The sequence below is a fragment of the Amycolatopsis decaplanina DSM 44594 genome (assembly GCF_000342005.1).
Lineage (GTDB): Bacteria > Actinomycetota > Actinomycetes > Mycobacteriales > Pseudonocardiaceae > Amycolatopsis > Amycolatopsis decaplanina.
Map to the genome: position 1 here is coordinate 25963 of NZ_AOHO01000049.1, position 26637 is coordinate 52599.

Below are 26637 nucleotides of genomic sequence, written 5' to 3' on the forward strand. Positions count from 1 at the left end.
TCGTGAGGTCACTGCGCTGAGTGACCGTGCGGCGGGGTGACACCGCCGCAGGGCCGGTGGGGCGGTAACCTCACGGGCACCAAGACCGCAGACCCTTGAGGAGGGCCCGTGTCGGCAGGGCAGATCGCCGCGCTGATCGCCGCAGGAGCATTCGTCGTACTCGTCGTGCTGCTGGCGATCGTGCTGTTCAAGCTCGGCCGGACCCTGGACGAGGCCACGATCGCCATCCGCAAGGCGCACGAGAACACCGACCCGCTGCTGATCGGCGCGAACGAGACGATCACGCACGTCAACACGCAGCTGGAGCGGGTCGACGGCATCACCGCCAACGCGCAGGCCGTGTCCGGCAACGTGTCCGCGCTGTCGTCGGTGTTCACCGCGACGCTCGGCGGACCGCTGGTGAAGACGGCCGCGCTGTCCTACGGCCTCAGCAAGGCGATCAAGGCCCGGCGGAAGAAAGCGGAAGCGAAGGCCTCGCGCCCGGCGAAGAAGCGGGGCCGCAAATGAAGCGCCTGTTCTGGCTCGGCGTCGGAGTGGTCGCCGGTGTCGCCCTGTCACGGAAAGCGACCGAAACCGCTCGCCAGGCCACGCCGGCGGGGTTAGCCTCGAACCTGGGCGACGCCGTGCGGGAACTCGCGGGCGCCGTCGGTTCGTTCGGCGCGGAGGTCCGCGCGGGGATGAGCGAACGGGAACAGGAGTTGCACGACATGGTGTCCGAACGGACCGGCTTGAGCACGGCCCCCGTGACCGAGGGCAGGCACGCGGCGTCGCCGCGGCGCCCGGTCCGGCGAGCTCGCCGGGCGGAGGGCTGATCGGGTCGCGTCCGCGACCAGAGCCCTCCGCCGTTCCCGCCTGTCCGCATTCCCAGCGCTTTCGCGCGAGCCCGTATACAAGGACGATCCCGTGGAAACACACGAAATCACCCAACGTTTTCTGAGCCATTTCGAGAACAAGGGACACACGCGCGTGCCCAGCGCGCCGCTGATCCTCGACGATCCGAACCTGCTGTTCGTCAACGCCGGCATGGTCCAGTTCAAGCCGTACTTCCTCGGTGAGGCCCCGCCGCCGTACCCGCGCGCGACCAGCGTCCAGAAGTGCGTCCGCACGCCGGACATCGACGAGGTCGGCAAGACGACCCGGCACAACACCTTCTTCCAGATGGCCGGGAACTTCTCCTTCGGCGATTACTTCAAGGAAGGCGCCATCGAGTACGCCTGGGAGCTGATCACCAAGCCCCAGAGCGAAGGCGGCTACGGCCTCGACCCGGCGCGCATCTGGGCGACCGTCTACGAGGACGACTCCGAGGCTGCGGGTCTGTGGAAGAAGCTCACCGGCCTGCCCGGCGAGCGCATCCAGTCCCGTGACGGCAAGGACAACTACTGGGACATGGGCGTGCCCGGTCCCGGCGGCCCGTGCTCGGAGATCTACTACGACCGCGGCCCCGGCTACGGCCGCGAGGGCGGCCCGGTCGCCGACGAGGACCGCTACATCGAGATCTGGAACCTCGTCTTCATGCAGGACGTGCGGGGCGACAAGAGCCCGAAGCACGGCCACAAGCCGATCGGTGAGCTGCCGAAGAAGAACATCGACACCGGCATGGGTGTCGAGCGGGTCGCGACGATCCTGCAGGGCGTCGAGAACGTCTACGAGACCGACCTCGTCCGCCCGGTGATCGGCCGCGCCGAGGAGTTCTCCGGCCGCCGCTACGGCGCCGACCACACCGACGACGTCCGCTTCCGCGTCATCGCCGACCACGCCCGCACCGGTGTCCTGCTCATCGGCGACGGTGTCACCCCCGGCAACGACGGCCGCGGCTACGTGCTGCGCCGTCTGCTGCGCCGCATCATCCGCTCCGCGCGCCTGCTCGGCGTGCACGAGCCGGTGCTGCCCGCCTTCGCCTCGGTCGTCCGCGACACCATGGGCCCGACCTACCCCGAACTGGTCTCCGGTTTCGACCGCATCGAGGACGTCGTGCGCGTCGAGGAGGAGGCCTTCCTCTCCACGCTCACCAGCGGGTCGCGCATCTTCGACCTCGCGGCCGAGGAGACCAAGCGTGCCGGCGGTTCACTGCTGGCCGGTGACAAGGCGTTCCAGCTGCACGACACCTACGGCTTCCCGATCGACCTGACCCTCGAGATGGCGTCCGAGCAGGGCCTGGCCGTCGACGAAGAGGGCTTCCGCACGCTCATGAACGAGCAGCGGCAGCGCGCGAAGGCCGACGCGGCGTCGCGCAAGACCGGTCACGGCGACCTGTCCGAGTACCGCAAGGTGCTGGAGCGGAACGGCGAGACCGAGTTCCTCGGCTACACCGACCTGCAGGCCGAGGCGAAGGTCGTCGCGCTGCTGGAAGACGGCGTGCCGGTCTCCACCGTCGGCGCCGGCAAGAAGGCGGAGCTGGTCCTGGACCGCACGCCGTTCTACGCCGAGAGCGGTGGCCAGGTGGCCGACACCGGCGTGCTGCTCGGCGACGGCGTCGAGCTCAAGGTCCACGACGTACAGAAGATCGTGCCGGGGCTGTTCGTGCACCGCGTCGAGGTGCTCGACGGCGAGGTCGGCATCGGCAGCACGCTGACCGGTTCGGTCGACCAGCACCGCCGCCTGTCGATCGAACGGTCGCACTCCGCGACGCACCTGGTCCACGCGGCCGTGCGCGGCGCGTACGGCAAGCGCGCGGCGCAGGCCGGTTCGCTGAACTCGCCGGGCCGGATGCGCTTCGACTTCACCACCTCCGGCGGTGTGTCGGCCGATGTGCTGACCGAGGTCGAGGAGGAGGTCAACGACTACCTCCAGACCAACGTCGAGGTGAACACCTTCGTCACCACGAAGGACAAGGCACTGGAACTGGGCGCGGTCGCGTTGTTCGGCGAGAAGTACGGCAACGACGTCCGCGTCGTCGACATGGGCGAGTACTCCCGCGAGCTCTGCGGTGGCACCCACGTCGACCGCATCGGCCAGCTCGGCCTGGTGAAGCTGGTGGGCGACTCGTCCATCGGTTCCGGTGTGCACCGCGTCGAAGCGCTCGTCGGCACGGACGCGCTCAAGTACGTCCGCAAGGAGCAGCTGCTCGTCTCGCAGCTCGCGAACACCTTCAAGGTGCCCTCCGAGCAGCTGCCGTCGCGCATCGACGACGTGCTCACCCGGCTGAAGAACGCCGAGAAGGAGATCGAGCAGCTGCGTACCCAGCAGGTGCTCGGCTCGGCGGGTTCGCTCGCGGACAAGGCCGAGGACATCGGCGGGATCGCGGTCGTCGCGGAGAAGCTGGGCGAGGGCGTCGACTCGAACGGTCTGCGCGCGCTGGCTTCGGACATCCGCGGCAGGCTCGGCGCCCGTCCCGGCATCGTCGCGCTGTTCGCCCCGCAGGGCGAGAAGGTCGCCTTCGTCGTCGCCACCACGAAGGCGGCGCAGGAGAAGGGCATCGCGGCGGGCAAGCTCGTCCCGTCGTTCGCCGAGGCGATCGGCGGCCGTGGCGGTGGCAAGCCGGACATGGCCCAGGGCGGGGGCACCAACCCGGCCGGGGCCGAGCGGGCCATCGCCTCACTGCGCGCGGCGGTCGCCGAAGTTGGCTGACGACGCCGTCGGGCGGCATCCGGATCGGCCAGGAGAGTCCGATCCGGGGCGCGGCAGGCGGCTCGGGGTGGATGTCGGATCCGTCCGGGTCGGGGTCGCGCTCAGCGATCCCGACCCCATCCTCGCGAGCCCGCTCGTTACCCTCACTCGCGACGCGACTGGCGACAAGGACGTCGATCAGCTCGTCGAACTCGTCACGGAACACGACGTGGTCGAAGTCGTCGTCGGCCTGCCGCGGACGCTCAAGGACCGCCACGGTCCGGCGGCCGAAGCGGCGCTGGACTACGCCGATAAGGTCGCCGCCAGGATCGCGCCGGTGCCGGTGCGGCTGGCCGACGAGCGGTTGACCACGGTGACGGCATCCAGGATGCTGTCGCAGCGTGGGGTGAAGGGACGCAAGCTTCGTGCCGTCGTCGATCAGGCGGCCGCGGTCGAGATCCTGCAGGCGTGGATCGACGCGGTAGCGGCACATCGCGCACGGAAGGGCGACACATGACCGAGCCCCACGGCCGGCCCGAACGCCGTCAGGGCGGTAGACGACGGTTGCGGGAGCCTGAAGAGGCGAGCCCGCCACCGGCCCCGCCCCGTCGCAGGCCCGAACCCCAGCCGACGGGACGACGGCACATCCGGCAGGAACCGCCGGAGCCGCCCCAGCCGCCCGCGCGGCGTCCGGCGGAAGAACCGCCGCGTGCCCGCCGGTCCCCGGAAGAGCCGCCACCGCGCGTCCGGCGCGACATCGACGAGCCGCCGCCCCGGGCGCAGCGTCCGGCCCCGCCGAGGCGGGCCCCGGCACCCGCGGCCCCTCCGCCGCCTCCCGCACCGCAGCGGCGGTCCCCCCAGCCGGGTGACCGGGGTCTTGGCATGCCCGCCCACGCCCAGGATGAGGCGCCCCGTCCCGGTCGCCGCAGGCGCCGCGAGGACGACGGCCCGCTCCCGGACGAGCGGCCGACCGACATCCTCCCCGCGATCCGGGAAGCGCCGATGGCCCGGCGCCCCGGCGCGGCTCCTTCTTCGCCGCCCCAGGGCAGCGAAGAGGAGTACGACGAGATCTTCGGCGACGATTCGTACGACGACTATGACGAGTACGACGACTACGAGGATTACGAGGAGCAGGACTACGACGACGAAGACCGTGCCGAGCCGGAACGCATCGAGGACGAGCGCCCGGAACGGCAGGGGCCGCCGCCCAAGAAGCGCAGGAAGAAGCGCGCGCTGGGCTGGATCGCCGCGCTGACCGTGCTCGTCCTGCTCGCCGGTGGCGCCTACTACGGCTTCACCGAGATCTTCGGCTACGACGACTACGAAGGCACCGGCGAGAGCGACGTCCTCGTCCAGGTGGAGAAGGGCGACTCGACGTCGGCGATCGGCAACCGGCTGCAGGCGGCCGGGGTGGTCGCCAGCGGCAAGGCGTTCGTGAAGGCGGGCGAGGACAACACCGCCGTCTCGCGGCTCCAGCAGGGCTACTACGTCATGAAGACGAAGATGTCCGGCGCCAGCGCGGTCGAGAAGATGACCGCCCCCGCGTCGAAGGTCGGCCAGGTCGAGATCCGGCCGTACACCCAGTTCCACGACATCACCCAGCCCGACGGCAAGGTGACGCCCGGCGTGTTCACGTTGCTGTCCAAGGCTTCCTGCGCCGACCTGAACGGCAAGAGCACCTGTATCCCGGTCGAGGAACTGCGCAAGACGGTCGAAACCGCGGATCTGGCGAAGCTGGGCGTTCCATCGTGGGCCGTCGAGCCCGCTACGAACGCCGAGCACAAGGACCGGCGGCTCGAAGGACTGATCGCTCCCGGCATCTTCAACGTGAAACCCGGCTGGACGGCCGAGGAACTGCTCACCGACGTCGTGAAGACCTCGGCGGAGCGCATCCTCAACGCCGGGCTGAGCGACCAGAACAAGGGTGCGGGCAAGTCCACGTACGAGACGCTCATCATCGCGTCGATCATCGAACGTGAGGCGGTGAAGGCCGACTTCGGGAAGATCTCGCGGGTCATCTACAACCGGCTCGACGAGAAGATGCGGCTCGAGATGGACTCGACGGTCAACTACGTCCTCGACCGGCCGACCCTGCTCACCAAACCCGAAGAGCGGGATAAAGCGGGTGCTTACAACACCTACAAGTCCTTCGGCCTGACCCCGACGCCGATCGCGGTCCCGAGCGCGGAAGCGATCCAGGCCGCGCTGAAGCCGACAGCGGGAGAGTGGATCTTCTTCGTCAAGTGCGAGAAGAACGGGCTCTCCTGCTTCGCGGTGACCAACGACGAGCACAACAAGAACAAGCTGGACGCACAGAGGCGTGGTGTTTACTGACCGCAAGGCCGCGATCCTCGGGAAACCGGTCGAACACTCCCTTTCGCCCGTGCTGCACGGCGCGGCTTTCCGCGCGCTCGGGCTCGACGGCTGGACCTACGAGCGTGTCGAGATGGACGGTCCCGGGCTGCCCGCGTTCGTCGACGGTCTCGGTCCGGAGTGGACCGGGCTTTCGGTGACCATGCCCGGGAAACGGGCCGCGCTGGAGCACGCCGACGAGGTCACGCCGCGCGCGGCGGCGGTCGGCGCGGCGAACACGCTGGTGCGCCGCGAAACCGGCTGGCTGGCCGACTGCACCGACGTCGACGGGGTCACCGAGGCACTGCGGATCGCGGCGGGGTACTCGCCGGGCGCGGACGACGGGGCCGTAATCCTCGGAGCGGGCGGGACGGCCGCCGCGGCCGTCGTCGGGCTGGCGTCGCTCGGCGTGCGGACGGTCCGGCTCGTCATGCGGGATCCCGCGCGCGCGACGGAAACGGTCGAGGCGGCCCAGCGGGCGGGGCTCGACGCCGAAGTCCTCCGTTGGGCCGACACCGACTTCGGGAAGCTCGCGGCCGGCTCGGCGGTGCTGGTGAACACCGTGCCCCCGGACGCCGTCCGGCCGCATCTGGCGGAGCTGGCGCGGATCAGGTGCGTGCTCGACGTCATCTACCACCCCTGGCCGACCGCGCTCGCCGAAGCCGTCGCCGACCGGGGCGGGCGGCTCGCGACCGGACTGGACATGCTGCTGCATCAGGCTTTCGGGCAGTCCGAATACTTCACCGGGCAGCCGGCGCCGCGTGCCGAAATGCGGGACGCGCTGCGCGAGGCGACCGGCGGGATCCTTTCTTTGCCGATCTCCTGACAAGATCGTCCGGGTTGGATAGTCTGGCGGACTGCCTCGAGAGGGGCATCGCGGCAACCAGGTGACCCACCGCGCGCGGGTCTGGCCGAATGGCCCCGCGATCTCGGCGGCAGGGCGCTCTTGATGGGGGACGGGACGTCTTATTCCTACTTGCGCCCTGGCGACGTGATCGCGGTCGCGCGCAGACTCGCGACGAGTGCTGAGGAAGGAACAAGGGGTCGATGCCCAAACCCGATCGAGACGACTACACCGAAGAAGACATCAACGACGCTTGGGTCGATCAGGCTCCGGTACTGAATTCCACCGTCACCCTGGCCGAGTACGACCCGGAGTGGCCCGAGCTGTTCGACCGGGAAGCCAAGCGCATCAGGGGGATCCTGGGGGAGCGCGCGCTGATCCTGGAGCATGTCGGCTCCACGTCGGTGCCGGGACTCTGCGCGAAACCGATCATCGACATCATGCTGATCGTCGCCGATTCGGACGACGAGGACGCCTACGTGCCGCAGTTGGAGGCCGAAGGCTACAAGCTCGTCATCCGCGAGCCGGAGTGGGAGAAGCACCGCTGCTTCAAAGGCCCGGACACCGACATCAACCTGCACGTCTACTCGCCGGACAACGGCCAGACCGAGCGCTACCGCCTCTTCCGCGACCGGCTGATCGCGCACGAGGACGAGCTGAAGCTCTACGAGGCCAAGAAGCGCGAATTGGCTTCACGCACTTGGAAGTACATCCAGCAGTACGCCGACGCCAAGACCGAGGTGATCGACGAGATCATCGAACGGGCGCGTGCCGCCCAGTACGACGGGTTCGCCCGGCTCTACGCGGCGCACGCCGAAACCAGCAGCACCAACGCCCACTACGACCGGCCCGCCATCGTCGAGCTGGCCGGGGACGTGGCGGGCAAACGGGTGCTGGACGTCGGCAGCGCGGCGGGACACCTCAGCGCACTGCTCGCCGCGAAGGGCGCGGACGTCCTCGGCGTCGACGCCAGTGCGGGCATGGTCGCCGTCGCCAGGGAGAAGTTCGGGGACGTCGCGAAGTTCGAGACGGCCGACGTCTCGCGGCCGATGACGTTCCTCGAGGACGCCTCGATCGACGTCATCACGGCGTCGCTGGTGCTGCATTACCTGAAGGAGTGGGCGCCGGCGCTGGCGGAGTTCCGGCGGGTGCTCAAACCGGGCGGCCTCCTGGTGTTCTCGGTGCATCACCCGGGCGAGGACTGGCGGTGGTTCGAGAAGCGGAACTACTTCCAGCTCGAACTGCTGGAAGACGAGTTCCCGCGGGGGCAGAAGGTCCGGTTCTACCGGCGGCCGCTGAGCTGGACGTTCGGCGCGGTGCGCGACGCGGGCTTCGCCGTCGACAGGCTGGTGGAGCCGATGCCCGAGGAGTCGATCGCCGAATCGGACCCGCGATGGTACGCGAAGCTGCGGACCCAGCCGCGGTTCCTGTACTTCCGGACCGTCCGGGAGCCGGACCGCGTTTAGCCACCTACTCGCGCCGCCTCAAGCGGCATCGTCTCGCTTCGAGAGATCCTGGATCAGCGAAACGATCTCCCGGCTGACCGGCCGCAGCACCCGCAGCCGCGAAAGCCCCACCAGCCGAGCGATCAGCGGGACCGTCCGTTCCACCAGCATCCGGCTGCGTTTCTGGCCGGGCGAGCGGTCGTGGACCCAGAACAGCACGACACCCATCTGGTACAGCCACAGCAGGTCGGGCAGGTCGTCGCGCAGGTCCGGGTCCAGTTTGACGTCGGAATCGGCGATGACGTCGCGCATCAGGCCGACGGAGGCGTCCCGCGCGGGCGACGACTCTTCGCTGAACGGGCTCAGCGGCGAGTCCGGGTCGGCGGCGTTGACGAAGAGCTGGGTGCCGAAGCGGTGGTACGGCTCGGCGACGTCGAGCCAGGTGAGCAGGACGGTCTTGAGCCGGGCGCCGAAGTCCCGCTCACCTTCGATCGACCGGCGCACGGTCGTCAGGTGCGCGTTGGCGATCTCGTCGTAGAAACCCTGGATCAGCTGGTCTTTCGAGGCGAAGTAGTAGTAGGCGTTCCCGACCGACACGCCCGCTTCGGCGGCGATGGCCCGCATGGTCGTCCGGTCGTAGCCGTTCTCGGCGAACAGCCGCAACGCGGTCGCCACGATCAGTGACTTGGTTTCCTCACTCTTCGCCACCACTGCACGTTATCCGGTCAGGGCGCCGGGTGTGGAGCGGGCGCCGGGTAGCCGGGGTGGGGCGGCGGAACCGGCACGGGCCGTGCGGTGGCGTGGTTGAGGTGCTTGCGCCGGATCCCGTTGAACACCAGCACGTTCCCGACGTGCATCACGCCGAGCACGAGCGCCACGGTGCCGACCTTGACCGACAGCATCTCGAAGACGTCGCGCGCGTCGAGGACGATGTCGTCGCTGGTCAGGAACAGCGTCACGAAACCCAGGCTGACCAGGTAGAACCCGACCACGAGCAGTTGGTTGACCGAATGCGCCAGCGCTTGTTCGTCCTGGAAGACGTCTTCCAGGAACGTCTTGCCGTGCCTGCTCAGCGTGCGAGCGACCAGCACGGTCAACGGGACGGTGATGGCCAGGTAGAGCGCGTAGGCCACGACTACGGGTTGCATGGGGACCTCCTTTTGAACGTGTTCAAGAAGAACCGTAGCCCAGATTTTGAACGCGTTCAAGAGGCGCTGTTCACCTGAAGCTCACCCGTTCGGCCGCGCGGAGTGCGTAAGGTCGCACCGACTCTGGGAGGTAAGACCGTGAAACGCATCGCCGCCGTGCTCGCATCGGGCGCCTTGCTGGCCGGGACGCTGCCGGCCGCCACACCGGCGGAAGCCGCCGCCGGGCAGAACGTCCGCTTCGCGACGTACAACGCTTCGCTGAACCGCGGAGCCGCCGGTCAGCTGGTGACCGACCTGTCGCAGCCGGGCAACGCGCAGGCCGACGAGGTCGCCGAGGTGATCCAGCGCAACCGGCCGGACGTGCTGCTGATCAACGAGTTCGACTACGTCCCCGGCAACCGTGCCGCGGACCTGTTCCGCGAGAACTACCTCGGACGCGGCCACAACGGCGCGGCGCCGATCGACTACCCGTACGCCTTCACCGCGCCGTCGAACACCGGCGTCGCGACCGGCTTCGACCTCGACCGCGACGGCAAGGTCGGCGGCGGCAACGACGCACACGGATTCGGTCTCTTCGAGGGCCAGTACGGCATGCTCGTGCTGTCCAAGTACCCGATCGACACCAAGAGCGTGCGGACGTTCCAGAAGTTCCTCTGGAAGGACATGCCGGGCGCGCTGCTGCCGGACGACCCGGCCACCGCGGCGCCGAACGACTGGTACTCGCCGCAGGCGCTCGACGTGCTGCGCCTGTCGTCGAAATCCCACTGGGACGTCCCGGTCCGCGTCGGCCGCTCGACCGTGCACTTCCTGGCCGCGCACCCGACGCCGCCCACCTTCGACGGCCCCGAAGACCGCAACGGCACCCGCAACAGCGACGAGATCCGCTTCTGGGCGGACTACGTGACCCCCGGCAAGGGCCGCTACATCTACGACGACCGCGGCCGTCGAGGCGGGCTGGGTGCGCACGAGAAGTTCGTCATCGCGGGCGACCACAACTCCGACCCGCTCGACGGCGACAGCGTCCCCGGCGCGATCTCACGCCTGCTGAACGCGCCGCGAGTCATCGAAACCCGGCCGGGCAGCGAAGGCGGAGTGCGGGCCGCACAGGATCAGGCGGGCGCCAACATCGGGCAGAAGGGCGACCCCTACTTCGACACCGGCGACTTCAACGACAACGCGCCGGGGAACCTGCGGATCGACTACGTCCTGCCGTCGAAGGGCCTCTTCCCCTGGCGCGCCGAGGTCTTCTGGCCGCTGCCGGATTCGCCGCTGGCCCGGCTCAACGACGCCTCGGACCATCACCTGGTGCGAGTCGACGTCTTCGTCCCGCGCCGGTGACGCTCAGCGGGCGCCGAGCAGCGCGGTGCCCGGACCGGTGAGAGTGGCCAGGCCGGTGTTCCGGCCGCTCACGGCCAGGAGCAGGTCGACGAGCGGGCCCCGTACCTCCTCGGGGCCCGTGCCGCCGGACCACTCGGCATCGGTGGCGATCAGCCTGAGGCCCCGGCAGCGTTTCTTGGCGCCCCAGAACGGGCTGACGAGAAGGTGCTCCAGCGACGCGATCGCCGGTTTCCCCGGCATCGGCCGGGCGATGCCGAGTGGCCGGGCGACGTCCTGGCCGTGGATGAGGACGTCGGCGAGCGGGTCGATCGGTTTGGCGCCGGGTGAGCGGCGCGGTGATCGGGCGTCCTCGCGGATCTGGGCGACGAGTTCGGCGGGGGAGAACCGGGTGCCGTAGGCGATGGCCTGGTCGACGTTCATCCGGTCCCAGTTCCCCTTGGCCTTGATGGCGCCGAGGACGGTGTCGCGGAGTCTGTTCCTGGTGGACTGCGCCAGATGCGCGGCCATCGCATGAACCGTCCACTCCGGACACAGCGTCTTCGCGGACCAGTCCTTTTCCTCGAGTCCCTCCAGCAGATCGGCGAAGCTCAGCCGTTCCGCCTCGGTCCAGGCCAGGATCTCGCCCTCGTGCATCCCCGCTCCTCGTCTTCGTTCACCGTCGTTCGAGCGCCTTGACCGCGTCTTCGGAGGTCTCGATGGCGATCGTGTGGTAGCTCTCGATCCGTGAGACCATCGCCTCACGCGGGCCCTTCAGCCGGTAGGTGCGGAACTCCAGGATCACGGTGGCCTCCTCGGGCACGGATTCCGGGCCGACTCTAGCCTGGGGGTCATGAAGATCGCGATTCTCGACGATTATCAGGAAGTGGCGCTCGGTTTCGGGGACTGGGACTCCCTCGGCGCCGAGATCGAGGTGTTCACGAAGCCGTTCGCGGATCCCGCCGACGTGGTGGCCCGCCTTCGTGACTTCGAGGTCGTGGTCGCGATGCGCGAGCGCACTCGCTTCCCCGCCGAAGTCCTCGACCGGCTGCCCGCGCTCAAGCTGCTGGTGAGCACCGGCCACCGCAACGCCGCGATCGACGTGGCGGCCGCCCGGCGCAACGGCGTGGTCGTCTCCTCCACCGGCTACATCGCGGCCCCGGCGGCCGAGCACACCTGGGCGCTGATCCTCGCCGCCGCGCGGAACGTGCCGGTGGAGTTCCGGAACATGCGCGAGGGCGGCTGGCAGACCACCGTCGGCACGATCCTGTCCGGCAAGACCCTCGGGCTGCTCGGACTCGGCAGGCTCGGCGCCGGCGCGGCCAAGATCGGCAAGGCGTTCGGCATGGAGACCATCGCGTGGAGCCAGAATCTGACCCAGGAGAAGGCCGACCCCCACGGCGTGACGGCGGTGTCGAAGGACGAACTGTTCGCCCGCGCGGACGTCCTGTCGGTCCACCTGGTGCTCAGCGACCGCAGCCGCGGGCTGGTCGGCGCGCCCGAACTCGCGACGATGAAGCCGACGGCGATGCTGGTCAACACCTCGCGGGGCCCGATCGTGGACGAAGCCGCGCTGGTGGACGCCTTGCGCCGCAAGGAGATCGCCGTCGCCGCGCTGGACGTCTACGACGTCGAGCCGCTGCCCTCGGAGCATCCGCTGCGGACGCTGGACAACGTCGTGCTCACCCCGCACATCGGTTACGTCACCCGGGAGGCCTACGAGATCTTCTACCGCGACGCGGTCGAGGACATCGCGGCCTTCCAGGCGGGTTCACCGGTCCGCGTCATGGAGTGAGGCCGCGCAGTTCCGAGAGCACGGCGTCGGTGTAGGGCGGCCACACCTCGGCCGCCCATGGGCCGAAAGCGCGGTCGGTGAGCGCGACGCAGGCGGCGCCGGCGTCGGGATCGACCCAGACGAACGTGCCGGACTGCCCGAAGTGGCCGAAGGTCCGCGGCGAGCTCGACGACCCTGTCCAATGTGGACTCTTGTGATCGCGGATCTCGAAACCGAGGCCCCAGTCGTTCGGCTTCTGGTGGCCGAAGCCGGGTAGAATACCGGAAAGCCCGGGGAAGACCACGGAAGTCGCCTCACGCGCTGTTTCGGCGGCGATCAGCGTCGGCGCCTGAAGTTCGGCGGCGAACGCGACCAGGTCGTCCACAGTGGACTCCGCGCCCGAGGCGGGGGAGCCGGTCAGCTTGGTCGCCTTCATGCCCAGCGGCCGGAAAAGCGCCTCCGCCTGGTAGTCGGCGAAGGGGATGCCGGAATGCTCGGTGAGCGCGTCGGCGAGCTGCTCGAACCCGGCGTTGGAGTACAGGCGCCGGTTGCCGGGCGCGGTCATCGGCTTGTGCTCGTTGAAGGCCAGGCCCGAGGTGTGCGCGAGCAGATGCCGGATGGTGGAGCCCTCCGGCCCGGCGGGGGTGTCGAGTTCGACGACGCCCTCTTCGATGGCGATCAGCGCGGCGTAGGCCGTGAGCGGCTTGGTCACCGACGCCAGCCGGTACACCTTCGTCGTGTCGCCGTGCGTGCCCAGCACGTCACCGGCGGCGGTCACCACGGCCGTGGCGGCGTTGTCCACCGGCCACTGTTCGATCCCACGCACGCTTTCCATGCCTACACCCTACGAAGCCCGGGCCGGTCGGGGCGGCCCGGGCTTCGCGTGAACGGGGATCAGGCGTCGAGATCGGTCGCCACCAGCTCGGCGATGGCGTCGACGGCCGCCTCGGCCCCCTCACCCTCGGCACTGATGATGACCTCGTCGCCGTAGCCGGCGGCGAGCGTCATCAGGTTCAGTACGCTGCCGGCCGCGACCGGGTCACCGCCCGCCTTGGCGATGTGCACCGCGACGGGCTGCGCCGCGGCCGCCTTGGCGACCGTCGCCGCGGGCCTGGCGTGCAGGCCCACCTTGCTGGCCACGGTGACGCGTTTCTCCGGCATGTTCTTTCCCTTTCGTGCCTTGGGTTCTGTGAAGCTGAAACTACTTGACGGGCTTCGCCGCGGTGGCTTCGAGATCGGCCTCGATCGAGTCGTCCTCGCGGCCGGGGGTCCGCAGGTTCCACTTCTTGATCACGAAGCGGAAGATCACGTAGTAGATGACCCCGTAGGCCAGGCCGATCGGGATGAGCAGCCAGACGTTGCTGCTCGCCGCCGGGAGACTGCTGTTGAGCCCGAAGTCGATCGCACCGGCGGAGAAGCCGAAGCCGAGGTGGATGTCGAGCGCGTTGACCAGCGCCAGCGACGTACCGGTCAGGACCGCGTGGATCAGGTACAGCGGCCACGCGACGTACATGAACGAGAACTCGATCGGCTCGGTGACACCGGTCAGGAACGAGGTCAGCGCACCGGCGATCATCACACCGCCGACGATCTTCTTCTGGCTGGGCTTCGCGCTCTGCCAGATCGCCAGCGCCGCGGCGGGGATGGCGAACATGAAGATCGGGAAGAACCCGGTCATGAAGGTGCCGCGGGTGGGGTCACCCTTGAAGAACTCGGTCAGGTCGCCACCGTCGAAGATGAACCACACCGGCACGTTCAGCAGCTGGTGCAGACCGACCGGGATCAGCAGCCGGTTGAGGAACCCGTAGATACCGCCACCGACCACGGGAGAGCCGGTGACCGCCTCGCCGGCGGCCTGGATGCCATCGTTGACCCAGTGGAAGACCAGGCCCAGCGGCACCGCGAGGACCAGCAGCACCAGGGCGGTGATGATCGGCACGAACCGGCGGCCGCCGAAGAAGGCCAGGTACGGCGGCAGCTTGATGCGATAGAACTTCTGCCACAGCAGCGCGGTGACCAGACCGACGATCACACCGGCCAGCACGCTGTAGGGCCATTTGATCGGGTTGAGCATCAGGCCCGCAGGCTTCTCGGGGTTCCAGCCGGGAAGCTCGTCGAACGGCGCGAAGACGCGAAGAACGCTGGTGAACACGAAGAAGCCGACCACGGCCGCGAGACCGGTGGCACCGTCGCTCTTCCGGGCGAAACCGACCGCGATACCCACCGCGAACAGGAGGGGCAGCCAGTTGAACAGCGAATCCCCCGCGGCACCGATGGCCGCCGCGACTTTGATCCAGCCGAGGCCGTCCGCGCCGAGCAGGTCAGGCTGGCCGAGCCTGGAGAGGAGTGCGGCGGCGGGAAGAGCGGCGATGGGGAGCATGAGGCTGCGGCCGAAGCGCTGGAGCCCGGCCAGTCCCTTGCCCTTGCTCTTCGCCCCCTCCGCGGTGGTGGAGCTCATCGGGTACCTCCGTAGTGAGGATGGTGACCGGAATCCGGGGTGTTCCGGTCCAGCTGCATGGTGACCTGGTAGTGATCGCCCCGGTACCAGGAAGTCATGTCTTCGATCGGTTCCCCGTTGACGCTGGAGACCCGGCGGAAGACAAGAAGCGGACTGCCGGCGCGCATGCCGAGCAGGCGTGCCGTTTCGCGATCCGCGGATTCGGCCCAGACCGTCTGCCACGCGTGATCCGGGCGCAGGTCGTACGACTGGGCGAGTTGGACGTACAACGATCGGGTGAGATCGAGGTCGAGCAGACCGGGCATCCGGCCCGCGTGATACCAGCCGCGTTCGACCGCCAGCGGCACCCCGTCGGCGCGGCGGAGCCGCACCAGGCGATGCGCCGGGGTCCCGGCGGGCAGGCCGAGGGCGTGCGCCGAGGGGGCGGGCGGGACCTCGGTGGCGGTCTTGACGACCTCCGTGGTCGGGGTCATCCCGCGGCGGCGCATGTCCTCGGTGAAGGACATCAGGTAGAGCTGCAGTTCCATCCGCCTCGCGGCGGTGAACGTCCCCTTGCCGCGCACGCGGGACAAGAGCCCTTCTTCGACCAGCTTGCCGATCGCCGAGCGGACCGTGAGCCTCGACACCTGGTAGGTCTCGGCGAGGTCACGTTCCGAGGGGATCGGCGAGCCGGGGGGTAGCTCACGCTCCACCGTGCGGCGCAGAATCTCCCGCAGCTGGGCGTGCTTGGGCGTCGGTCCGTTGATCACACGGTCGGACGGCGGCAGCTGCGCCGAAGCGCTCATGACGGTCACCGTCCTTTCGGGCCGGTCGGTTGGGTAACCCGTACTCGCATCTGGTCCGGAAGATTGGTACGTTCCGGTCTAGACCAATGATCCGATGGGGCAGGATGCTCCGTCGCACGAGCGGGTGTCAACCACCGTTACGCGTTCGTGGCCAGGGATCGGGTGCGAGTCGGCGAACGGCGTAGTAGAGCTGGTTCGCATGTGGGAAACCGACAGGGAACAAGGAGACCACGATGGCGGATGACAGGCCGGAAAAGATCCTCGCGGCGCTCGGCGGTGCCGACAACGTCATCGAGGTGGAGGGGTGCATCACCCGGCTCCGCTGTGAGCTCGAAGACATGAGCCTGCTCGACGAAGCGGCACTGAAGGCCGCCGGCGCGATGGGCGTCGTGCGCATGGGGGCCGGTGTCCAGGTCATCGTGGGGCCCGAGGCCGACACGATCGCCAGCGACATCGAGGATCTGCTGTGAGTCTCGAGATCCTCAGCCCGGTGGCCGGTAAGACGACCGCTATGACCGAAGTGCCCGATCCGGTGTTCGCGGAGGCGATGGTCGGTCCCGGCATCGCGGTCCTGCCCTCGGGCGGGCGCCAGGACGCGGTCGCACCGGTGGACGGGACGGTCGTGACCCTGCACCCGCATGCCTTCGTGGTGGCCACCGAAGACGGCCGCGGCGTGCTGGTCCACCTGGGGATCGACACGGTGAAGCAGAAGGGCGAGGGTTTCACGCTCCACGTCGTCAAGGGTGAGACCGTCCGCGCCGGGCAGCCGGTCGTCGGCTGGGACCCCGACGCGGTCAAGGCCGCGGGCTACTCGCCGATCGTGCCCGTGGTGGCGCTGGACGCGAAGGCGGAAGTCCTTTCCGGACTGCTCACCGGCGGCGACGTCGAGGCCGGCGACCCGATTTTTACCTGGGACAGCTGAAAGCTCGGAAAAAGGGTCCCTTTAGGACGGAATTCGCGTCCTGAAGGGACCCTTCGCGCGTTTCTCAGGCCGTGACGACCTGGCCGTTCGTGACCTTGACCGCGATCGAGGGCAGCGGCTGGTCCGCCGGTCCCTTTTTGACCGCGCCGGTCGCGGCGTCGAAGATCGAGTTGTGACAGGGACATTTGAGCTCCGCGCCCTCCGGGACGACCGCGCACCCCTGGTGCGTGCAGATCGCGCTGAACGCGGCCGCCGTGCCTTCGGCGGTCCTGGTGACGATGACGTCCTTGCCATCGGCGGTCTTGGTGGCCTTCGCCTGGCCGACCGCGATGTCGGAGAGCGCGGTCAAGGTCTCGCCCGGCGCCGCGGCGGTCGAACCGGGCGGCGTGCTGTCGCTTCCGCAGGCCGTGAGGGCCACGGCCCCGACGGCCGCGCCGGCGACGGCGGCGCCGGTGGTCAGGACGGTGCGGCGGGAGTGCAGTTCGGCAGTCATGCCCCTACACACGGCCGGAACCGCCATCCGGTTCAATTTCGCCGGCCATCGGGTGCCGGATTGAACCGGGAGGCCCGCTTTTCCGTGTTCAAAGGCATGGGGGAACCGAACACGCGGAAAGAGATACGGACATGATCCGGTGGTTGTTGCGGGCGGTGGTGGCGGCGGGCCTGCTCGGCTCGGCGTGGGTGCATTACGTCGTATGGCAGGACTGGGCCTCGGAAACGGATGTGGTCGGCCCGCTCTTCCTGGTGAACGTCGTCGCGGGCGTGGTCATCGCGGTCGCCGTCCTGGTCTGGCGCCACTGGCTTCCCGTGCTCGCGGCGATCGGTTTCGGCTTGGCCACACTGGGTGCGTACGTGCTCTCGCTGACCACAGGGTTCTTCGGCGTCTCGGAGCGCTTCACCACCCAGGCCGAACTGTGGGGCCTGATCACCGAAGTGGCTTGCGTGGTCTTCGCCCTCCCACTGCTCCTCAACCGTGAACGCGCGGATCGGTGAAGGAATTCGCGGAGGACCGGCTGATGCGGGCTTTGCACGACGAGCACGCGGCGGCGCTCTGGTCCTACGCACTGCACCTCACCAGCGGTGACCGGGTCCGCGCGGAGGACGTCGTCCAGGAGACGCTGCTGAGGGCCTGGCGCAACGCCAAGGTGCTCGACCAGTCCGAAGGATCGGCGCGGGGCTGGCTGTTCACCGTGGCCAGACGGATCGCCATCGACGACTGGCGTGCTTCCGAGGCGCGTCCGGAGGTGGTGACCGGCCAACCGCCCGAAACGTCGGTCGCGGACGGCACCGAACGGGCGGTTCAGGGCTGGCTGGTCGCCGAAGCCCTCGGTGAGCTCTCGCCGAGACACCGGGACGTCCTCGTCCTGTGCTATTTCCAGGGTTACTCCGTCGCCGACGCCGCGAAGCGGCTCGGTGTGGCCGAAGGGACGATCAAGTCGCGGACGCACTACGCGTTGCGGGCGTTGCGGCTGATATTGGAGGAAAGAGGGGTGACTCAATGACCGACCCCTTCGCCACCTACGACGCGGCTTACGTGCTCGGGGCGTTGTCCCCGGAAGACCGGTCCGCCTACGAGAAACACCTTCGCGTCTGCGACCGGTGCGCGGCATCCGTGCGCGACCTGGCCGGAATCCCCGGATTGCTCGCCCAGGCGGGCGCCCCCGCGCTGCCGGAGGACGAACCGGCGCCCTCGCCGGACCTGCTGCCCGCCGTGCTCGAACGGGTCCGCCGGGGAAGGCGGATCCAACGCGCGATCACCACCACCGCGGCCGGGGTGGCCGTCGCCGCCGGCGTGGCACTCGCGGTCGTCCTGACCGGGCCGATCGCGGCGACGGGCGACCCGATGACCCCGCTCGGCGACTATCCGGTGACCGCCGAAGTCGCCCTGTCCGCCACGGGCAGCGGCACGAAGGTCGACATGACGTGCAGCTACGGCGGCAACCGCACCGGGGACTACATCCTGGTCGCCGTCGGCGCCGACGGCGGCACCAGCGAACTCGCGTCCTGGCGCGCGATGCCCAAGGACACCGCGCACATCGTGGTCGGCACCGCGATGCGTGCCGGGGACATCAAGGCGCTGGAGATCCGCACGCCCTCGGGCCTCCCGCTGCTGCGGATGAACCCCTGATCCCGGCGTCATGACAGGCCTTCGGCGCCGGACCCGAGCCACCTAAGTACATGAAGGCCCCCTTCCTTGCGCCTAGGTACATGAAGGGGGCCTTCACGTACTCGCCGAGCGTCGCGCCGTCGGCCGAGCATCTCGCTGCCTGCGGAAGCTGAAGGACGCTTTCCCCGCATGCCATGCGACGGAAGCTCCCTTCGCCGCGTGAGACGCGGCGAAAGTCCCCTTCAGTCGCCGTTACTGCTTCCGCCGCCGTCGCGCGTCACGTGCGTGAACGGTCCGTTCACGACTTCCGCACCCACGCCCCACCTGCCGAAAGTGCGTGAAAGTCCCTGTCACGAAAAGAAATCCTTGCCTCCCGTCGAACCACGGGCGCACTCTTGATCTTGTGTTCACGCCGATCGCCTTCGCGGTGGCGGGCGCCGGATCGGCGCTCGCCACGCGCTCCTGCCTGCGCCGGGCGGGAGCGCCGGTCACGGCTTGGGCCGCCGCCATCGCGGCGGCGGCGCTCGTCGCGGTCTGGCTGCGGCACCACGCCGGAGCCTGGCCGTCGTGGTGGCTCGCGGTCCCGGCCGTGTTGACCGTCTTCGCGGTCCCGCTCGTGCTCGCCGACCTGAAGTACCGCCGCCTGCCCGACATCCTGACCCTGCCCGCGTACCCGGCGCTGGCCGTCGCGCTGGCGGTCGCCGCGCACGGGGGAGGAGCGGCCATCGCGTGGCGGGCCGTGCTGGGCGCGCTGGTCTTCGGCGGGGCGCACGCGTTCGTCCACACGCTGTCGCCGCGCTCGCTCGGCGCCGGTGACGTGAAACTCGCCGGAAGCCTCGGCGCGGTCCTCGCGGCGACGGGCTGGCCGTCGATCGTGCTCGGTGCCGTCGCCGCCGCGCTACTGAGCGTGGCGCTCGCGGTGGGCGGACCCCGGCATCCCACGGTGCCGCACGGACCCGGTCTCCTGGTCGCGGCGTGGGCGCTCGCCGTCTTCGCCGGACCTGGTCCGGGATAGCCCGGCCTGTACCGGGGCAGAGAGGAGGTTGTGACAGGATCTGTCAGGTGTTGCGCTGGATAACCGCAGGGGAATCGCACGGACCCGCCCTCGCCGCCATCCTGGAAGGGATGCCCGCCGGGGTGGAGGTCACCACCGCCGAAGTGGGCGAGCAGCTCGCGCGCCGGAGGCTCGGCTTCGGCCGCAGCCCCCGGATGGGCTTCGAGACCGACCACATCGAGTTCACCGGCGGCGTCCGGCACGGGCTCACCCAGGGCGGCCCCGTCGCGGTCCAGATCGAGAACGCCGAGTGGCCCAAGTGGGAGAAGGTCATGTCGGCCGATCCCGTGCCAGCCGAGGAACTGGAGGGCCTGGCGCGCAACGAGCCGCTGACCCGTCCCCGGCCCGGCCACGCGGACCTGCCCGGGATGCAGAAGTACGGCTTCCCCGAGGCCCGTCCGGTACTGGAGCGCGCGAGCGCCCGCGAGACGGCGTCCCGCACGGCGCTCGGCACGGTGGCCCGCGCGTACCTCAAGCAGCTGCTCGGGGTCGAGATCCTCAGCCACGTCGTGTCCATCGGCGGCGCCTCGGCGCCCGAGGGCCCGCTGCCGGTGCCGTTGGACCTGCCCGCCATCGACGAGAGCCCGGTCCGCGCCTTCGGCCAGGAGGGGACTGACGCGATGGTCGCCGAGGTCGACGCCGTGCGGAAGGCTGGTGACACCGTCGGCGGCGTGATCGAGGTGATCGCCTACGGCCTGCCGCCGGGCCTCGGGTCGCACGTCCACTGGGACCGCAGGCTCGACGCCCGCCTCGCCGGCGCGCTCATGGGTGTCCAGGCGATGAAGGGCGTGGAGGTCGGCGACGGCTTCACCACGGCCAAGCGCTGGGGCAGCCAGGCCCACGACGAGATCGACCGCGGCAGCGGCCCGGTCGGGGTGACCCGCCGGTCCAACCGCGCGGGCGGGCTCGAAGGCGGCATCACCAACGGCGAGCCGCTGCGCGTGCGCGTCGCCATGAAGCCGATCTCGACCGTCCCCAAAGCACTGTCCACTGTGGATGTCACCACCGGCGAACCCGCGGTGGCCATCCACCAGCGCTCCGACGTCTGCGCGGTGCCTCGCGCCGGGGTCGTGCTGGAGTCGGTGGTCGCGCTGGTCCTCGCGGACGCCGCGCTGGAGAAGTTCGGCGGCGACTCGCTGGCCGAGGGCAAGCGCAACGCCGAGGCCTACCTGAAGGCGCTCGAGGAGCGCTGGTGACTCCTCGCGCGGTGATCATCGGGCCGCCGGGCTCGGGCAAGAGCACGGTCGGCCCGGCGCTCGCCGCCCGGCTCGGTCTCGCCTTCCGCGACAGCGACGACGACATCGTCGCGAGTGCGGGCAAGCCGATCACCGACATCTTCGCCGAGGAGGGTGAGCCCGCCTTCCGCGTGCTGGAGGAGGAGATGGTCGCGAAGGCGCTGGCCGAACACGACGGCGTCCTCTCCCTGGGCGGGGGAGCGCCGATCACGCCGGGCACCCGCGAACGGCTGGCCGGGCACACCGTGGTCTTCCTCAACGTCGGGATGGCCGCGGGCGTCCAGCGCGCCGGGCTCTCGACCGCGCGCCCGCTGCTGGCCGGGGTGAACCCCCGCGCCACCTACAAGGCGCTCCTCGACGCGCGCCTGCCGGTGTACCGCGAGGTGGCCACGATCGAGATCGACACCGACCACCTGACTCCCGGCGAGGTCGTCGAGGCCGCCGTCATCGGGCTGGCCGAGATCAGCAAGGACCGAGCATGAAGCGCGGCAGCGCCGGCGTACTGCTCACCGTCGTGGCCGTCACCCTGACCGCGTGCGGTGAGGAGAAGCAGCCTCCTGGCGCGGACGTCGTCCAGACCGGAGCCGCGCAGACCGGTTCCGCCGCTTCGGCCGCGCCCGAGGCGGACGTCGCCGCCGACGTCAAGGTCACCAAGTGCGACAGCGACGGCTACACCCCGAAGATCACCATCGAGGTCACCAACAGCACCGCGGAAGACGCGCGGTACGCCGTCACCATCGCGATCAAGGACGCCGACGGCAAGGCCTCCGGTGAGGCGCTGTTCGCGAAGAACCGGATGACACCCGGCCAGAAGGTGACCGAAGAGATCCCGGGGGACACCCCGGTCAAGGGCAAGATCACCTGCGAGGTCGCGAGGGCCAAGCGGCTTCCGCCGAAGTGAGGGGAACGATGACCGAGCCGGTCCGCATCACCGTCAACACCGCCAAGCCGTACGACGTCGTCATCGGCCGCGGCCTGCTGGGCGAGCTCACCGAGCAGCTCGCCGACGCCTCCAAGGTCGCGCTGATCCATCCGCCGACGCTGACGACCACCGCCGAGGCCATCCGCGACGAACTGGCCGAGGCCGGGATCGACGCGCACCGGGTCGAGATCCCTGACGCCGAGGACGGCAAGGCGCTCACGGTCGCCAGCTTCTGCTGGGAGGTCCTCGGCCGCATCGGCCTCGACCGCCAGGGCGTGGTCGTCGGGCTGGGCGGTGGCGCCGTGACCGACCTGGCCGGGTTCGTCGCCGCGACCTGGATGCGCGGCGTCCGGCTGGTCAACGTGCCCACCACGCTGTTGGGCATGGTCGACGCCTCGGTCGGCGGGAAGACCGGCATCAACACCGAGGCGGGCAAGAACCTGGTCGGCGTCTTCCACGAGCCGAGTGCGGTCCTCGTCGACCTCGCGACACTGGAAACGTTGCCCCCCAACGAACTCGTCGCCGGAATGGCCGAGGTGGTCAAGGCCGGGTTCATCGCGGACCCGCGCATCGTCGAACTCGTCGAGCAGGACCCCGCCGCGGCGCTCGACACCACCGGCGAGGTCCTCGGCGAACTGGTCCGCCGCTCGATCCAGGTCAAGGCCGACGTCGTCGCCGCGGATCTGCGCGAGTCGAACCTGCGCGAGATCCTCAACTACGGCCACACGCTCGCCCACGCCATCGAACGCCGCGAGCGGTACCGGTGGCGCCACGGCGCGGCGGTCAGTGTCGGCCTGGTGTTCGCCGCCGAACTCGCGCGGCTCGCGGGCCGTCTCGACGACGCCACCGCCGAGCGGCATTCGGCCGTGCTCAAGATGCTGGGCCTGCCGACCACCTACGACCCGGACGCGCTCCCGCAGCTGCTGGAGACGATGAAGGGCGACAAGAAGACCCGTTCGGGCGTGCTGCGCTTCGTCGTCCTCGACGGGCTCGCCAAACCCGGCAGGCTCGAAGGCCCGGACCCGTCGTTGCTCGCCGCCGCGTACTCGGTGGTGGCCGGCGAAGCACCTAAGCCAGGCGGGAGCGTGCTGCTGTGAAGGTGCTCGTCCTCAACGGCCCCAACCTCGGCAGGCTCGGCTTGCGCGAGCCTGGTATCTACGGTTCGGCCACGCACGCGGATCTGGTCTCCACTTGCGTCGAAACCGGCAAGGAGCTGGGGGTCGACGTCGAGGTCCGGCAGACCGACCACGAGGGCGAGATGGTCGGCTGGCTGCACGAAGCCGCCGACGCGGGCTGGCCGGTGGTGCTCAACGCCGCCGCGTGGACGCACTACTCGATCGCGGTCCGCGACGCCGCCGCCCAGCTCAAGGCGCCGCTGATCGAGCTGCACATCTCCAACGTGCACAAGCGCGAGCTGTTCCGGCACCACAGCGTGCTGTCGGACATCGCCACCGCTGTGATCGCCGGGCTCGGGGTCGACGGGTACCCCCTGGCCCTGCGCTGGCTGGCCGCGAACGCGGCATGAACAACCCGCCCGAGATCGTGACCGCGCGGCTGCGGCTGCACGCGCTGACCGAGGCCGACACCGAGGCGATCGTCAAGCTCTTCGCCGACCCGGCGATGAGTTCGCATTTCGCGGTGCCGCTCACCGAGCCGGGCCGCGTCCGCGAAATGGTCGGCCGCAGGTTGTCCTACGACGGCCCGGCGGGGATGGGGCACTGGGTGATCGAACGCGACGGCGAGGTCGTCGGTCTCGCGCATCTGCGACCTTCGGAGGAGCTACCCGGGGAGGTTCCGGAGATCGGCTACTACCTGTCGCGTGCGCACGGCGGGCAGGGGCTGGCGACCGAGGCCGCGCGGGCCCTGCTGGAGCACGGACTCGTCGGGCTCGGTCTGTCGTCAGTGTGGGCGCTGGTCGGAGAGTCCAATGTGGCCAGTCAGAACCTGGTGCGGCGCTTGGGTTTCCTCGACGTCGGCGGTGGTGACCACTACGGCAGCGGACCGCATCGTGTCTTCGTCGCGCTGCCTTCGGACCACGGCCGCGCGCACCACATCGAGCTGTGGGTTTCCGATCTCGGCCGCGCGGAGGAGAGCTGGGGCTGGCTGCTCGGCGAACTCGGCTGGCGGGAGTTCCAGCGCTGGCCCGCCGGGGTCAGCTGGAAGCACGGCGCGACCTATCTCGTCGTCGAGCGTTCCCCCGCGCTCAGCGGGGAAGAGCACCAGCGCACCGCGCCGGGTCTGAACCATCTCGCCCTGCATGTCGAGTCACGCGATCGGGTGGACGAACTGGCTTCGAAGGCCGTCGAACACGGCTGGTCGCCAATGTTCGCGGACAAGTATCCGTATGCGGGCGGTGATCACCACTACGCCGCCTACCTCGAAAACGCCGATGGCTTCGAAGTGGAGTTGGTCGCCCTACCGGGTACTGGCGTCACCCGGCCGGGCTAAGTCTCGCTACACTCGGCCATCATGCGCCTTTTTCGTGGGGGTCGGCGACGCGCCCGTGCCGTGGTGGCTCTCCTCGCGGCCGGCGCGGTCCTCATGGCGTGTAGCGACGGCAATGTCCAGTCCCAGGCCGACGGCAAAGGCGGCGGGATCGGCGGAGCCCAGCAGGGGCCCAAGGAAAAGCCGCGGCCGATGGACGTCGAGCTCGCGACGAGCGATCCCAGGGCCAGTGGCGGCGTGGTGGCCGCGGGCGATCAGGACGCGGTCTACAACTACAGCCCGACGGTGATGCGGGACGGCGGCAAGCTCAAGATGTGGTGGTGCAGCCAGTACGGCAGCGCCCAGCCGCCCGGTGACGACGTCCTCTACGCGCAGTCGTCCTCGCTCGACGGTCCCTTCACCGGCCCGTCCGGTGGTGGCCCGGCGGCGGTTTTCTCCGGCGCGCCCGGCGGTTTCGACGGAATGCACACCTGCGACCCGTCGGTTATCAAGGTCGGCTCGACCTACTACATGTACTACACCGGCGCGTCGGGCGATCACGCGCTCGGCAACTCGATCGGCCTCGCGACCAGCCCCGATGGGCTCGAATGGACGCGGGCGGCGGGTGGGCAGCCGATCATCGGACCGGCGCACGACGTGCACCGCGCCAACGTCTACGGCGCGGGCCAGCCCTCGGCGGTGTACCTCGACGGCTGGTTCTACGTGCTCTTCACCGACACCACGGCGAAGGGCGCCGGATGGAACGGCGCCGGGCAGTTCCTGCTCCGCGCCAGGGACGCGGCGTTCACCCGAGGCGTGGAGACGCTGGGGGAGCAGGGCTTCGTGGCCAAGCCCAGCACGATCTCGCCGCGCACCCGTTCGCTGGTCGACGGGTTCAGCACGGACTTCATGTGGGTCGGTGCGCTCGACGCCTTCGTGATCGCGCACGAAACCGATGCCGGCACCACGCTCACCTTCTGGACCAGGGACTTCTCCGCGCAGCCGTACCGCCCGGCGATCATCCCCGGCGCGTGGAAGGAAGGCCCCGGCCTGGTCCGGCGGCCCGACGGGCACGCGCCGCTCTCCTCGGGCGACGTCTGCGACCGGGTCCCGTTCGACGTCGTCCGCGCCACGGTCGTCGGCGGCGCGGGGGCACCGACCGACCTCAAGCATTTCGGCCTGGACGTCCGCGGTTCGCGGGCGTGCGACGGCGACGCCCGGATCCGGACGTCGTTCGAAGGCGTCGCGATGCCGTCGCCGCAGCGGACCATCGACCTGGTGGCCGACGGCACCCTGGTGCGGGTCGACCGGCGTTCGGTGGCGGCGGCGCTCGCGGGCGAGGTGCTGGACCAGCGGCTCAAGATCGTCGACAGGTTCCCGCAGGCCGCGCGGTTGAGCGCCGGGGCGAGGATGGTGCACGCGCCCGGCCGAGGGTTCGGCGTGGTGCTCGACGGCAAGCTCTTCGCGGTGCCGGACGCCGGTACGGCGGCGCTGAACGACTCGACCGTCGAGGAGATCAGCGATCAGGCCTGGGACGGTTTCCCGGCCGGTTTCTCGCTCGCGGGCTGATCTTCGTCGTCGTCGGTCCTGGTGATGCGGCCGCCGACGAACAGGCCGAGCCCGGCCGGGATGAGCACCAGCAGTGCCGAGAAGGCGGCGCCGCCGGTGAGCGCGCCGCCGAGCTCCGAAGCGCCGGTCTGATCGACGAACACCGCGCGGCCGATCACGTACAGCACGCCCGAAACCGGGCCGGCGATCAGCGCCGCGATGAACCAGTTCTTGCCGCGTTCGGGTTTGCCCTGCCAGGCGTCCACAGCGCCCCAGCCGGCCGCGGCGCCGACCAGGACGGCGAGGGCGAGGGAGGTGACGAGGGTCTTGTCGGTGGGGTTGAAGACCTCGTACTTGGCCAGCACGGTGACGGCCGCGCCGTGCAGCAGCGCCATCACGAGTCCACGAGTCAGCCACGGTGCCATTGGGGGAGTTTAACTCGCCAGTAGCGACCGGCACCCTCGCACGCCGGTGGTGGCCTGCGCCAAGTCCGTGAAGGCCTCCTTGCCTACCTTGAAGGTAGTGAAGGAGGCCTTCACGGACTTCGGGCAGGCAGGGGTGCCGGTACCGAGCCGGTTGGGTGGTCGTGAGTGGCGATTCGTGTTCTAACCCGACTTGCCACTCACGACCCCCTGGACCGACGCCTCACCGCAGCCCCGGGTCGCTGCTGTGGCTGCTGAGGCGATCGCCAAGTCCGTGAAGACATCCCTGGGTTTTGTTTGTCAAGCGGCGGCGTGGTTTTGTCTGGTTTGTTCGGTG

Annotated in this window: 31 protein-coding genes and 1 pseudogene; 22 read left to right on the forward strand and 10 right to left on the reverse strand. The window is 69.7% G+C overall.

The window, feature by feature from the left end; genetic code table 11:
• Nucleotides 1-108 precede the first annotated feature (108 nt).
• The 7 genes from H074_RS16575 to H074_RS16605 all read left to right on the forward strand — a co-directional run bounded on the left by H074_RS16575 (nt 109) and on the right by H074_RS16605 (nt 8208).
• On the forward strand, nt 109-507 hold the full coding sequence (locus H074_RS16575; RefSeq protein ID WP_007031187.1) for a DUF948 domain-containing protein: 399 nt from the start codon (nt 109-111) through the stop codon (nt 505-507).
• Nucleotides 504-812, forward strand: a complete 309-nt coding sequence (locus H074_RS16580) for a hypothetical protein (protein ID WP_007031188.1) — start codon at nt 504-506, stop codon at nt 810-812. Before H074_RS16575 ends, H074_RS16580 begins: the two co-directional genes overlap by 4 nt.
• 91 nt (nt 813-903) lie before the next feature.
• Nucleotides 904-3567 carry an alanine--tRNA ligase gene (gene alaS / locus H074_RS16585; protein WP_007031189.1) on the forward strand — a complete coding sequence of 888 codons (2664 nt, stop codon included), beginning with the start codon at nt 904-906 and terminating at the stop codon, nt 3565-3567.
• Entirely contained in the window at nt 3560-4063 is a 504-nt protein-coding gene (ruvX, locus tag H074_RS16590; RefSeq protein WP_039922630.1) for a Holliday junction resolvase RuvX, read from the forward strand. Before alaS ends, ruvX begins: the two co-directional genes overlap by 8 nt.
• 365 nt (nt 4064-4428) lie before the next feature.
• Nucleotides 4429-5880, forward strand: a complete 1452-nt coding sequence (mltG, locus tag H074_RS16595; protein ID WP_007031191.1) for an endolytic transglycosylase MltG — start codon at nt 4429-4431, stop codon at nt 5878-5880.
• Nucleotides 5867-6724 (forward strand): shikimate dehydrogenase, encoded by an 858-nt coding sequence (locus tag H074_RS16600; RefSeq protein WP_007031192.1) that lies wholly within the window; start codon nt 5867-5869, stop codon nt 6722-6724. Before mltG ends, H074_RS16600 begins: the two co-directional genes overlap by 14 nt.
• Before the next feature lie 221 nt (nt 6725-6945).
• On the forward strand, nt 6946-8208 hold the full coding sequence (locus H074_RS16605) for a GrpB family protein (protein ID WP_007031193.1): 1263 nt from the start codon (nt 6946-6948) through the stop codon (nt 8206-8208).
• 18 nt (nt 8209-8226) lie between these two features.
• Here H074_RS16605 and H074_RS16610 read toward each other — a convergent pair whose 3' ends face one another.
• Entirely contained in the window at nt 8227-8895 is a 669-nt protein-coding gene (locus tag H074_RS16610) for a TetR/AcrR family transcriptional regulator (protein WP_039922638.1), read from the reverse strand.
• Between the two features lie 17 nt (nt 8896-8912).
• Nucleotides 8913-9335: a hypothetical protein gene (locus tag H074_RS16615; RefSeq protein ID WP_039922632.1), complete on the reverse strand. Its 423-nt coding sequence runs from the start codon at nt 9333-9335 to the stop codon at nt 8913-8915.
• 138 nt (nt 9336-9473) lie between these two features.
• Between H074_RS16615 and H074_RS16620 the strand changes: the two genes are divergently transcribed.
• The gene (locus H074_RS16620; RefSeq protein ID WP_007031196.1) at nt 9474-10673 is read left to right on the forward strand and encodes an endonuclease/exonuclease/phosphatase family protein; all 1200 of its coding nucleotides are present in this window, start codon (nt 9474-9476) and stop codon (nt 10671-10673) included.
• Nucleotides 10674-10676: 3 nt separating this feature from the next.
• Here H074_RS16620 and H074_RS16625 read toward each other — a convergent pair whose 3' ends face one another.
• Both H074_RS16625 and H074_RS42065 read right to left on the reverse strand, forming a co-directional pair.
• A complete protein-coding gene (locus tag H074_RS16625; protein WP_007031197.1) occupies nt 10677-11306 on the reverse strand; it encodes a maleylpyruvate isomerase family mycothiol-dependent enzyme in 630 nt (209 codons plus the stop codon).
• Nucleotides 11307-11325: 19 nt separating this feature from the next.
• A complete protein-coding gene (locus tag H074_RS42065) occupies nt 11326-11454 on the reverse strand; it encodes a hypothetical protein (RefSeq protein ID WP_268744766.1) in 129 nt (42 codons plus the stop codon).
• A gap of 48 nt (nt 11455-11502) precedes the next feature.
• Between H074_RS42065 and H074_RS16630 the strand changes: the two genes are divergently transcribed.
• Nucleotides 11503-12444: a D-2-hydroxyacid dehydrogenase family protein gene (locus H074_RS16630; protein WP_007031198.1), complete on the forward strand. Its 942-nt coding sequence runs from the start codon at nt 11503-11505 to the stop codon at nt 12442-12444.
• Here the strand turns inward: H074_RS16630 and H074_RS16635 are convergent.
• From H074_RS16635 to H074_RS16650, 4 genes are read right to left on the reverse strand one after another with little or no spacing between them, the layout of a single operon-like run.
• Entirely contained in the window at nt 12434-13258 is an 825-nt protein-coding gene (locus H074_RS16635) for a serine hydrolase domain-containing protein (RefSeq protein ID WP_007031199.1), read from the reverse strand. The two genes, H074_RS16630 and H074_RS16635, sit on opposite strands and share 11 nt — an antisense overlap.
• 59 nt (nt 13259-13317) lie before the next feature.
• The gene (locus tag H074_RS16640) at nt 13318-13584 is read right to left on the reverse strand and encodes an HPr family phosphocarrier protein (RefSeq protein ID WP_007031200.1); all 267 of its coding nucleotides are present in this window, start codon (nt 13582-13584) and stop codon (nt 13318-13320) included.
• A gap of 40 nt (nt 13585-13624) precedes the next feature.
• Nucleotides 13625-14881 carry a PTS transporter subunit EIIC gene (locus H074_RS16645; protein ID WP_007031201.1) on the reverse strand — a complete coding sequence of 419 codons (1257 nt, stop codon included), beginning with the start codon at nt 14879-14881 and terminating at the stop codon, nt 13625-13627.
• Nucleotides 14878-15666, reverse strand: coding sequence for a GntR family transcriptional regulator (locus H074_RS16650; RefSeq protein ID WP_007031202.1), 789 nt, complete (start codon nt 15664-15666; stop codon nt 14878-14880). Before H074_RS16650 ends, H074_RS16645 begins: the two co-directional genes overlap by 4 nt.
• Before the next feature lie 224 nt (nt 15667-15890).
• On the opposite strand from H074_RS16650, the pseudogene H074_RS16655 reads away from it, so the two are divergent.
• A pseudogene (locus H074_RS16655) lies at nt 15891-16136 on the forward strand (PTS sugar transporter subunit IIB); the annotation flags it as partial.
• On the forward strand, nt 16133-16588 hold the full coding sequence (locus H074_RS16660) for a PTS sugar transporter subunit IIA (protein WP_007031204.1): 456 nt from the start codon (nt 16133-16135) through the stop codon (nt 16586-16588). The pseudogene H074_RS16655 and the gene H074_RS16660, both read left to right, overlap by 4 nt.
• 64 nt (nt 16589-16652) lie before the next feature.
• Here H074_RS16660 and H074_RS16665 read toward each other — a convergent pair whose 3' ends face one another.
• Nucleotides 16653-17081, reverse strand: coding sequence for a QcrA and Rieske domain-containing protein (locus H074_RS16665; protein ID WP_007031205.1), 429 nt, complete (start codon nt 17079-17081; stop codon nt 16653-16655).
• Nucleotides 17082-17212: 131 nt separating this feature from the next.
• Here H074_RS16665 and H074_RS16670 point away from each other — a divergent pair, with 131 nt between their 5' ends.
• The 11 genes from H074_RS16670 to H074_RS16720 all read left to right on the forward strand — a co-directional run bounded on the left by H074_RS16670 (nt 17213) and on the right by H074_RS16720 (nt 25899).
• Complete coding sequence (locus tag H074_RS16670; RefSeq protein WP_007031206.1) at nt 17213-17581, forward strand: hypothetical protein; 369 nt, start codon at nt 17213-17215, stop codon at nt 17579-17581.
• The gene (locus H074_RS16675; RefSeq protein WP_007031207.1) at nt 17578-18090 is read left to right on the forward strand and encodes a sigma-70 family RNA polymerase sigma factor; all 513 of its coding nucleotides are present in this window, start codon (nt 17578-17580) and stop codon (nt 18088-18090) included. Before H074_RS16670 ends, H074_RS16675 begins: the two co-directional genes overlap by 4 nt.
• Nucleotides 18087-18716 (forward strand): anti-sigma factor family protein, encoded by a 630-nt coding sequence (locus H074_RS16680; RefSeq protein WP_007031208.1) that lies wholly within the window; start codon nt 18087-18089, stop codon nt 18714-18716. Before H074_RS16675 ends, H074_RS16680 begins: the two co-directional genes overlap by 4 nt.
• A gap of 382 nt (nt 18717-19098) precedes the next feature.
• Nucleotides 19099-19710 carry a prepilin peptidase gene (locus H074_RS16685; protein WP_007031209.1) on the forward strand — a complete coding sequence of 204 codons (612 nt, stop codon included), beginning with the start codon at nt 19099-19101 and terminating at the stop codon, nt 19708-19710.
• 47 nt (nt 19711-19757) lie between these two features.
• Nucleotides 19758-20945, forward strand: coding sequence for a chorismate synthase (gene aroC, locus H074_RS16690; protein ID WP_007031210.1), 1188 nt, complete (start codon nt 19758-19760; stop codon nt 20943-20945).
• Complete coding sequence (locus tag H074_RS16695) at nt 20942-21466, forward strand: shikimate kinase (RefSeq protein ID WP_083920425.1); 525 nt, start codon at nt 20942-20944, stop codon at nt 21464-21466. The genes aroC and H074_RS16695 overlap by 4 nt, the downstream gene beginning before the upstream one ends.
• Entirely contained in the window at nt 21463-21885 is a 423-nt protein-coding gene (locus H074_RS16700; protein WP_007031212.1) for a hypothetical protein, read from the forward strand. The genes H074_RS16695 and H074_RS16700 overlap by 4 nt, the downstream gene beginning before the upstream one ends.
• A gap of 8 nt (nt 21886-21893) precedes the next feature.
• Complete coding sequence (gene aroB, locus H074_RS16705; RefSeq protein ID WP_007031213.1) at nt 21894-23003, forward strand: 3-dehydroquinate synthase; 1110 nt, start codon at nt 21894-21896, stop codon at nt 23001-23003.
• Complete coding sequence (aroQ, locus tag H074_RS16710; protein WP_007031214.1) at nt 23000-23431, forward strand: type II 3-dehydroquinate dehydratase; 432 nt, start codon at nt 23000-23002, stop codon at nt 23429-23431. The genes aroB and aroQ overlap by 4 nt, the downstream gene beginning before the upstream one ends.
• Nucleotides 23428-24354, forward strand: coding sequence for a GNAT family N-acetyltransferase (locus H074_RS16715; RefSeq protein ID WP_007031215.1), 927 nt, complete (start codon nt 23428-23430; stop codon nt 24352-24354). The genes aroQ and H074_RS16715 overlap by 4 nt, the downstream gene beginning before the upstream one ends.
• Nucleotides 24355-24414: 60 nt before the next feature.
• A complete protein-coding gene (locus tag H074_RS16720; protein WP_007031216.1) occupies nt 24415-25899 on the forward strand; it encodes a glycoside hydrolase family protein in 1485 nt (494 codons plus the stop codon).
• On the opposite strand, the gene H074_RS16725 is transcribed toward H074_RS16720, so the two are convergent.
• A complete protein-coding gene (locus H074_RS16725; protein ID WP_007031217.1) occupies nt 25854-26273 on the reverse strand; it encodes a B-4DMT family transporter in 420 nt (139 codons plus the stop codon). The genes H074_RS16720 and H074_RS16725 overlap by 46 nt on opposite strands.
• Between the last annotated feature and the right edge of the window lie 364 nt (nt 26274-26637).

Excerpts from the sequence above, each read along its gene's own strand:
- H074_RS16580 (WP_007031188.1), top strand. The coding sequence starts at position 504 with ATGAAGCGCCTGTTCTGGCTCGGCGTCGGAGTGGTCGCCGGTGTCGCC.
- mltG (WP_007031191.1), top strand. The coding sequence starts at position 4,429 with ATGCCCGCCCACGCCCAGGATGAGGCGCCCCGTCCCGGTCGCCGCAGG.
- H074_RS16605 (WP_007031193.1), top strand. The coding sequence starts at position 6,946 with ATGCCCAAACCCGATCGAGACGACTACACCGAAGAAGACATCAACGAC.
- H074_RS16615 (WP_039922632.1), bottom strand. The coding sequence starts at position 9,335 with ATGCAACCCGTAGTCGTGGCCTACGCGCTCTACCTGGCCATCACCGTC.
- H074_RS16625 (WP_007031197.1), bottom strand. The coding sequence starts at position 11,306 with ATGCACGAGGGCGAGATCCTGGCCTGGACCGAGGCGGAACGGCTGAGC.
- H074_RS16630 (WP_007031198.1), top strand. The coding sequence starts at position 11,503 with ATGAAGATCGCGATTCTCGACGATTATCAGGAAGTGGCGCTCGGTTTC.
- H074_RS16635 (WP_007031199.1), bottom strand. The coding sequence starts at position 13,258 with ATGGAAAGCGTGCGTGGGATCGAACAGTGGCCGGTGGACAACGCCGCC.
- H074_RS16640 (WP_007031200.1), bottom strand. The coding sequence starts at position 13,584 with ATGCCGGAGAAACGCGTCACCGTGGCCAGCAAGGTGGGCCTGCACGCC.
- H074_RS16645 (WP_007031201.1), bottom strand. The coding sequence starts at position 14,881 with ATGAGCTCCACCACCGCGGAGGGGGCGAAGAGCAAGGGCAAGGGACTG.
- H074_RS16650 (WP_007031202.1), bottom strand. The coding sequence starts at position 15,666 with ATGAGCGCTTCGGCGCAGCTGCCGCCGTCCGACCGTGTGATCAACGGA.
- H074_RS16665 (WP_007031205.1), bottom strand. The coding sequence starts at position 17,081 with ATGACTGCCGAACTGCACTCCCGCCGCACCGTCCTGACCACCGGCGCC.
- H074_RS16670 (WP_007031206.1), top strand. The coding sequence starts at position 17,213 with ATGATCCGGTGGTTGTTGCGGGCGGTGGTGGCGGCGGGCCTGCTCGGC.
- H074_RS16680 (WP_007031208.1), top strand. The coding sequence starts at position 18,087 with ATGACCGACCCCTTCGCCACCTACGACGCGGCTTACGTGCTCGGGGCG.
- H074_RS16700 (WP_007031212.1), top strand. The coding sequence starts at position 21,463 with ATGAAGCGCGGCAGCGCCGGCGTACTGCTCACCGTCGTGGCCGTCACC.
- aroB (WP_007031213.1), top strand. The coding sequence starts at position 21,894 with ATGACCGAGCCGGTCCGCATCACCGTCAACACCGCCAAGCCGTACGAC.
- H074_RS16715 (WP_007031215.1), top strand. The coding sequence starts at position 23,428 with ATGAACAACCCGCCCGAGATCGTGACCGCGCGGCTGCGGCTGCACGCG.
- H074_RS16725 (WP_007031217.1), bottom strand. The coding sequence starts at position 26,273 with ATGGCGCTGCTGCACGGCGCGGCCGTCACCGTGCTGGCCAAGTACGAG.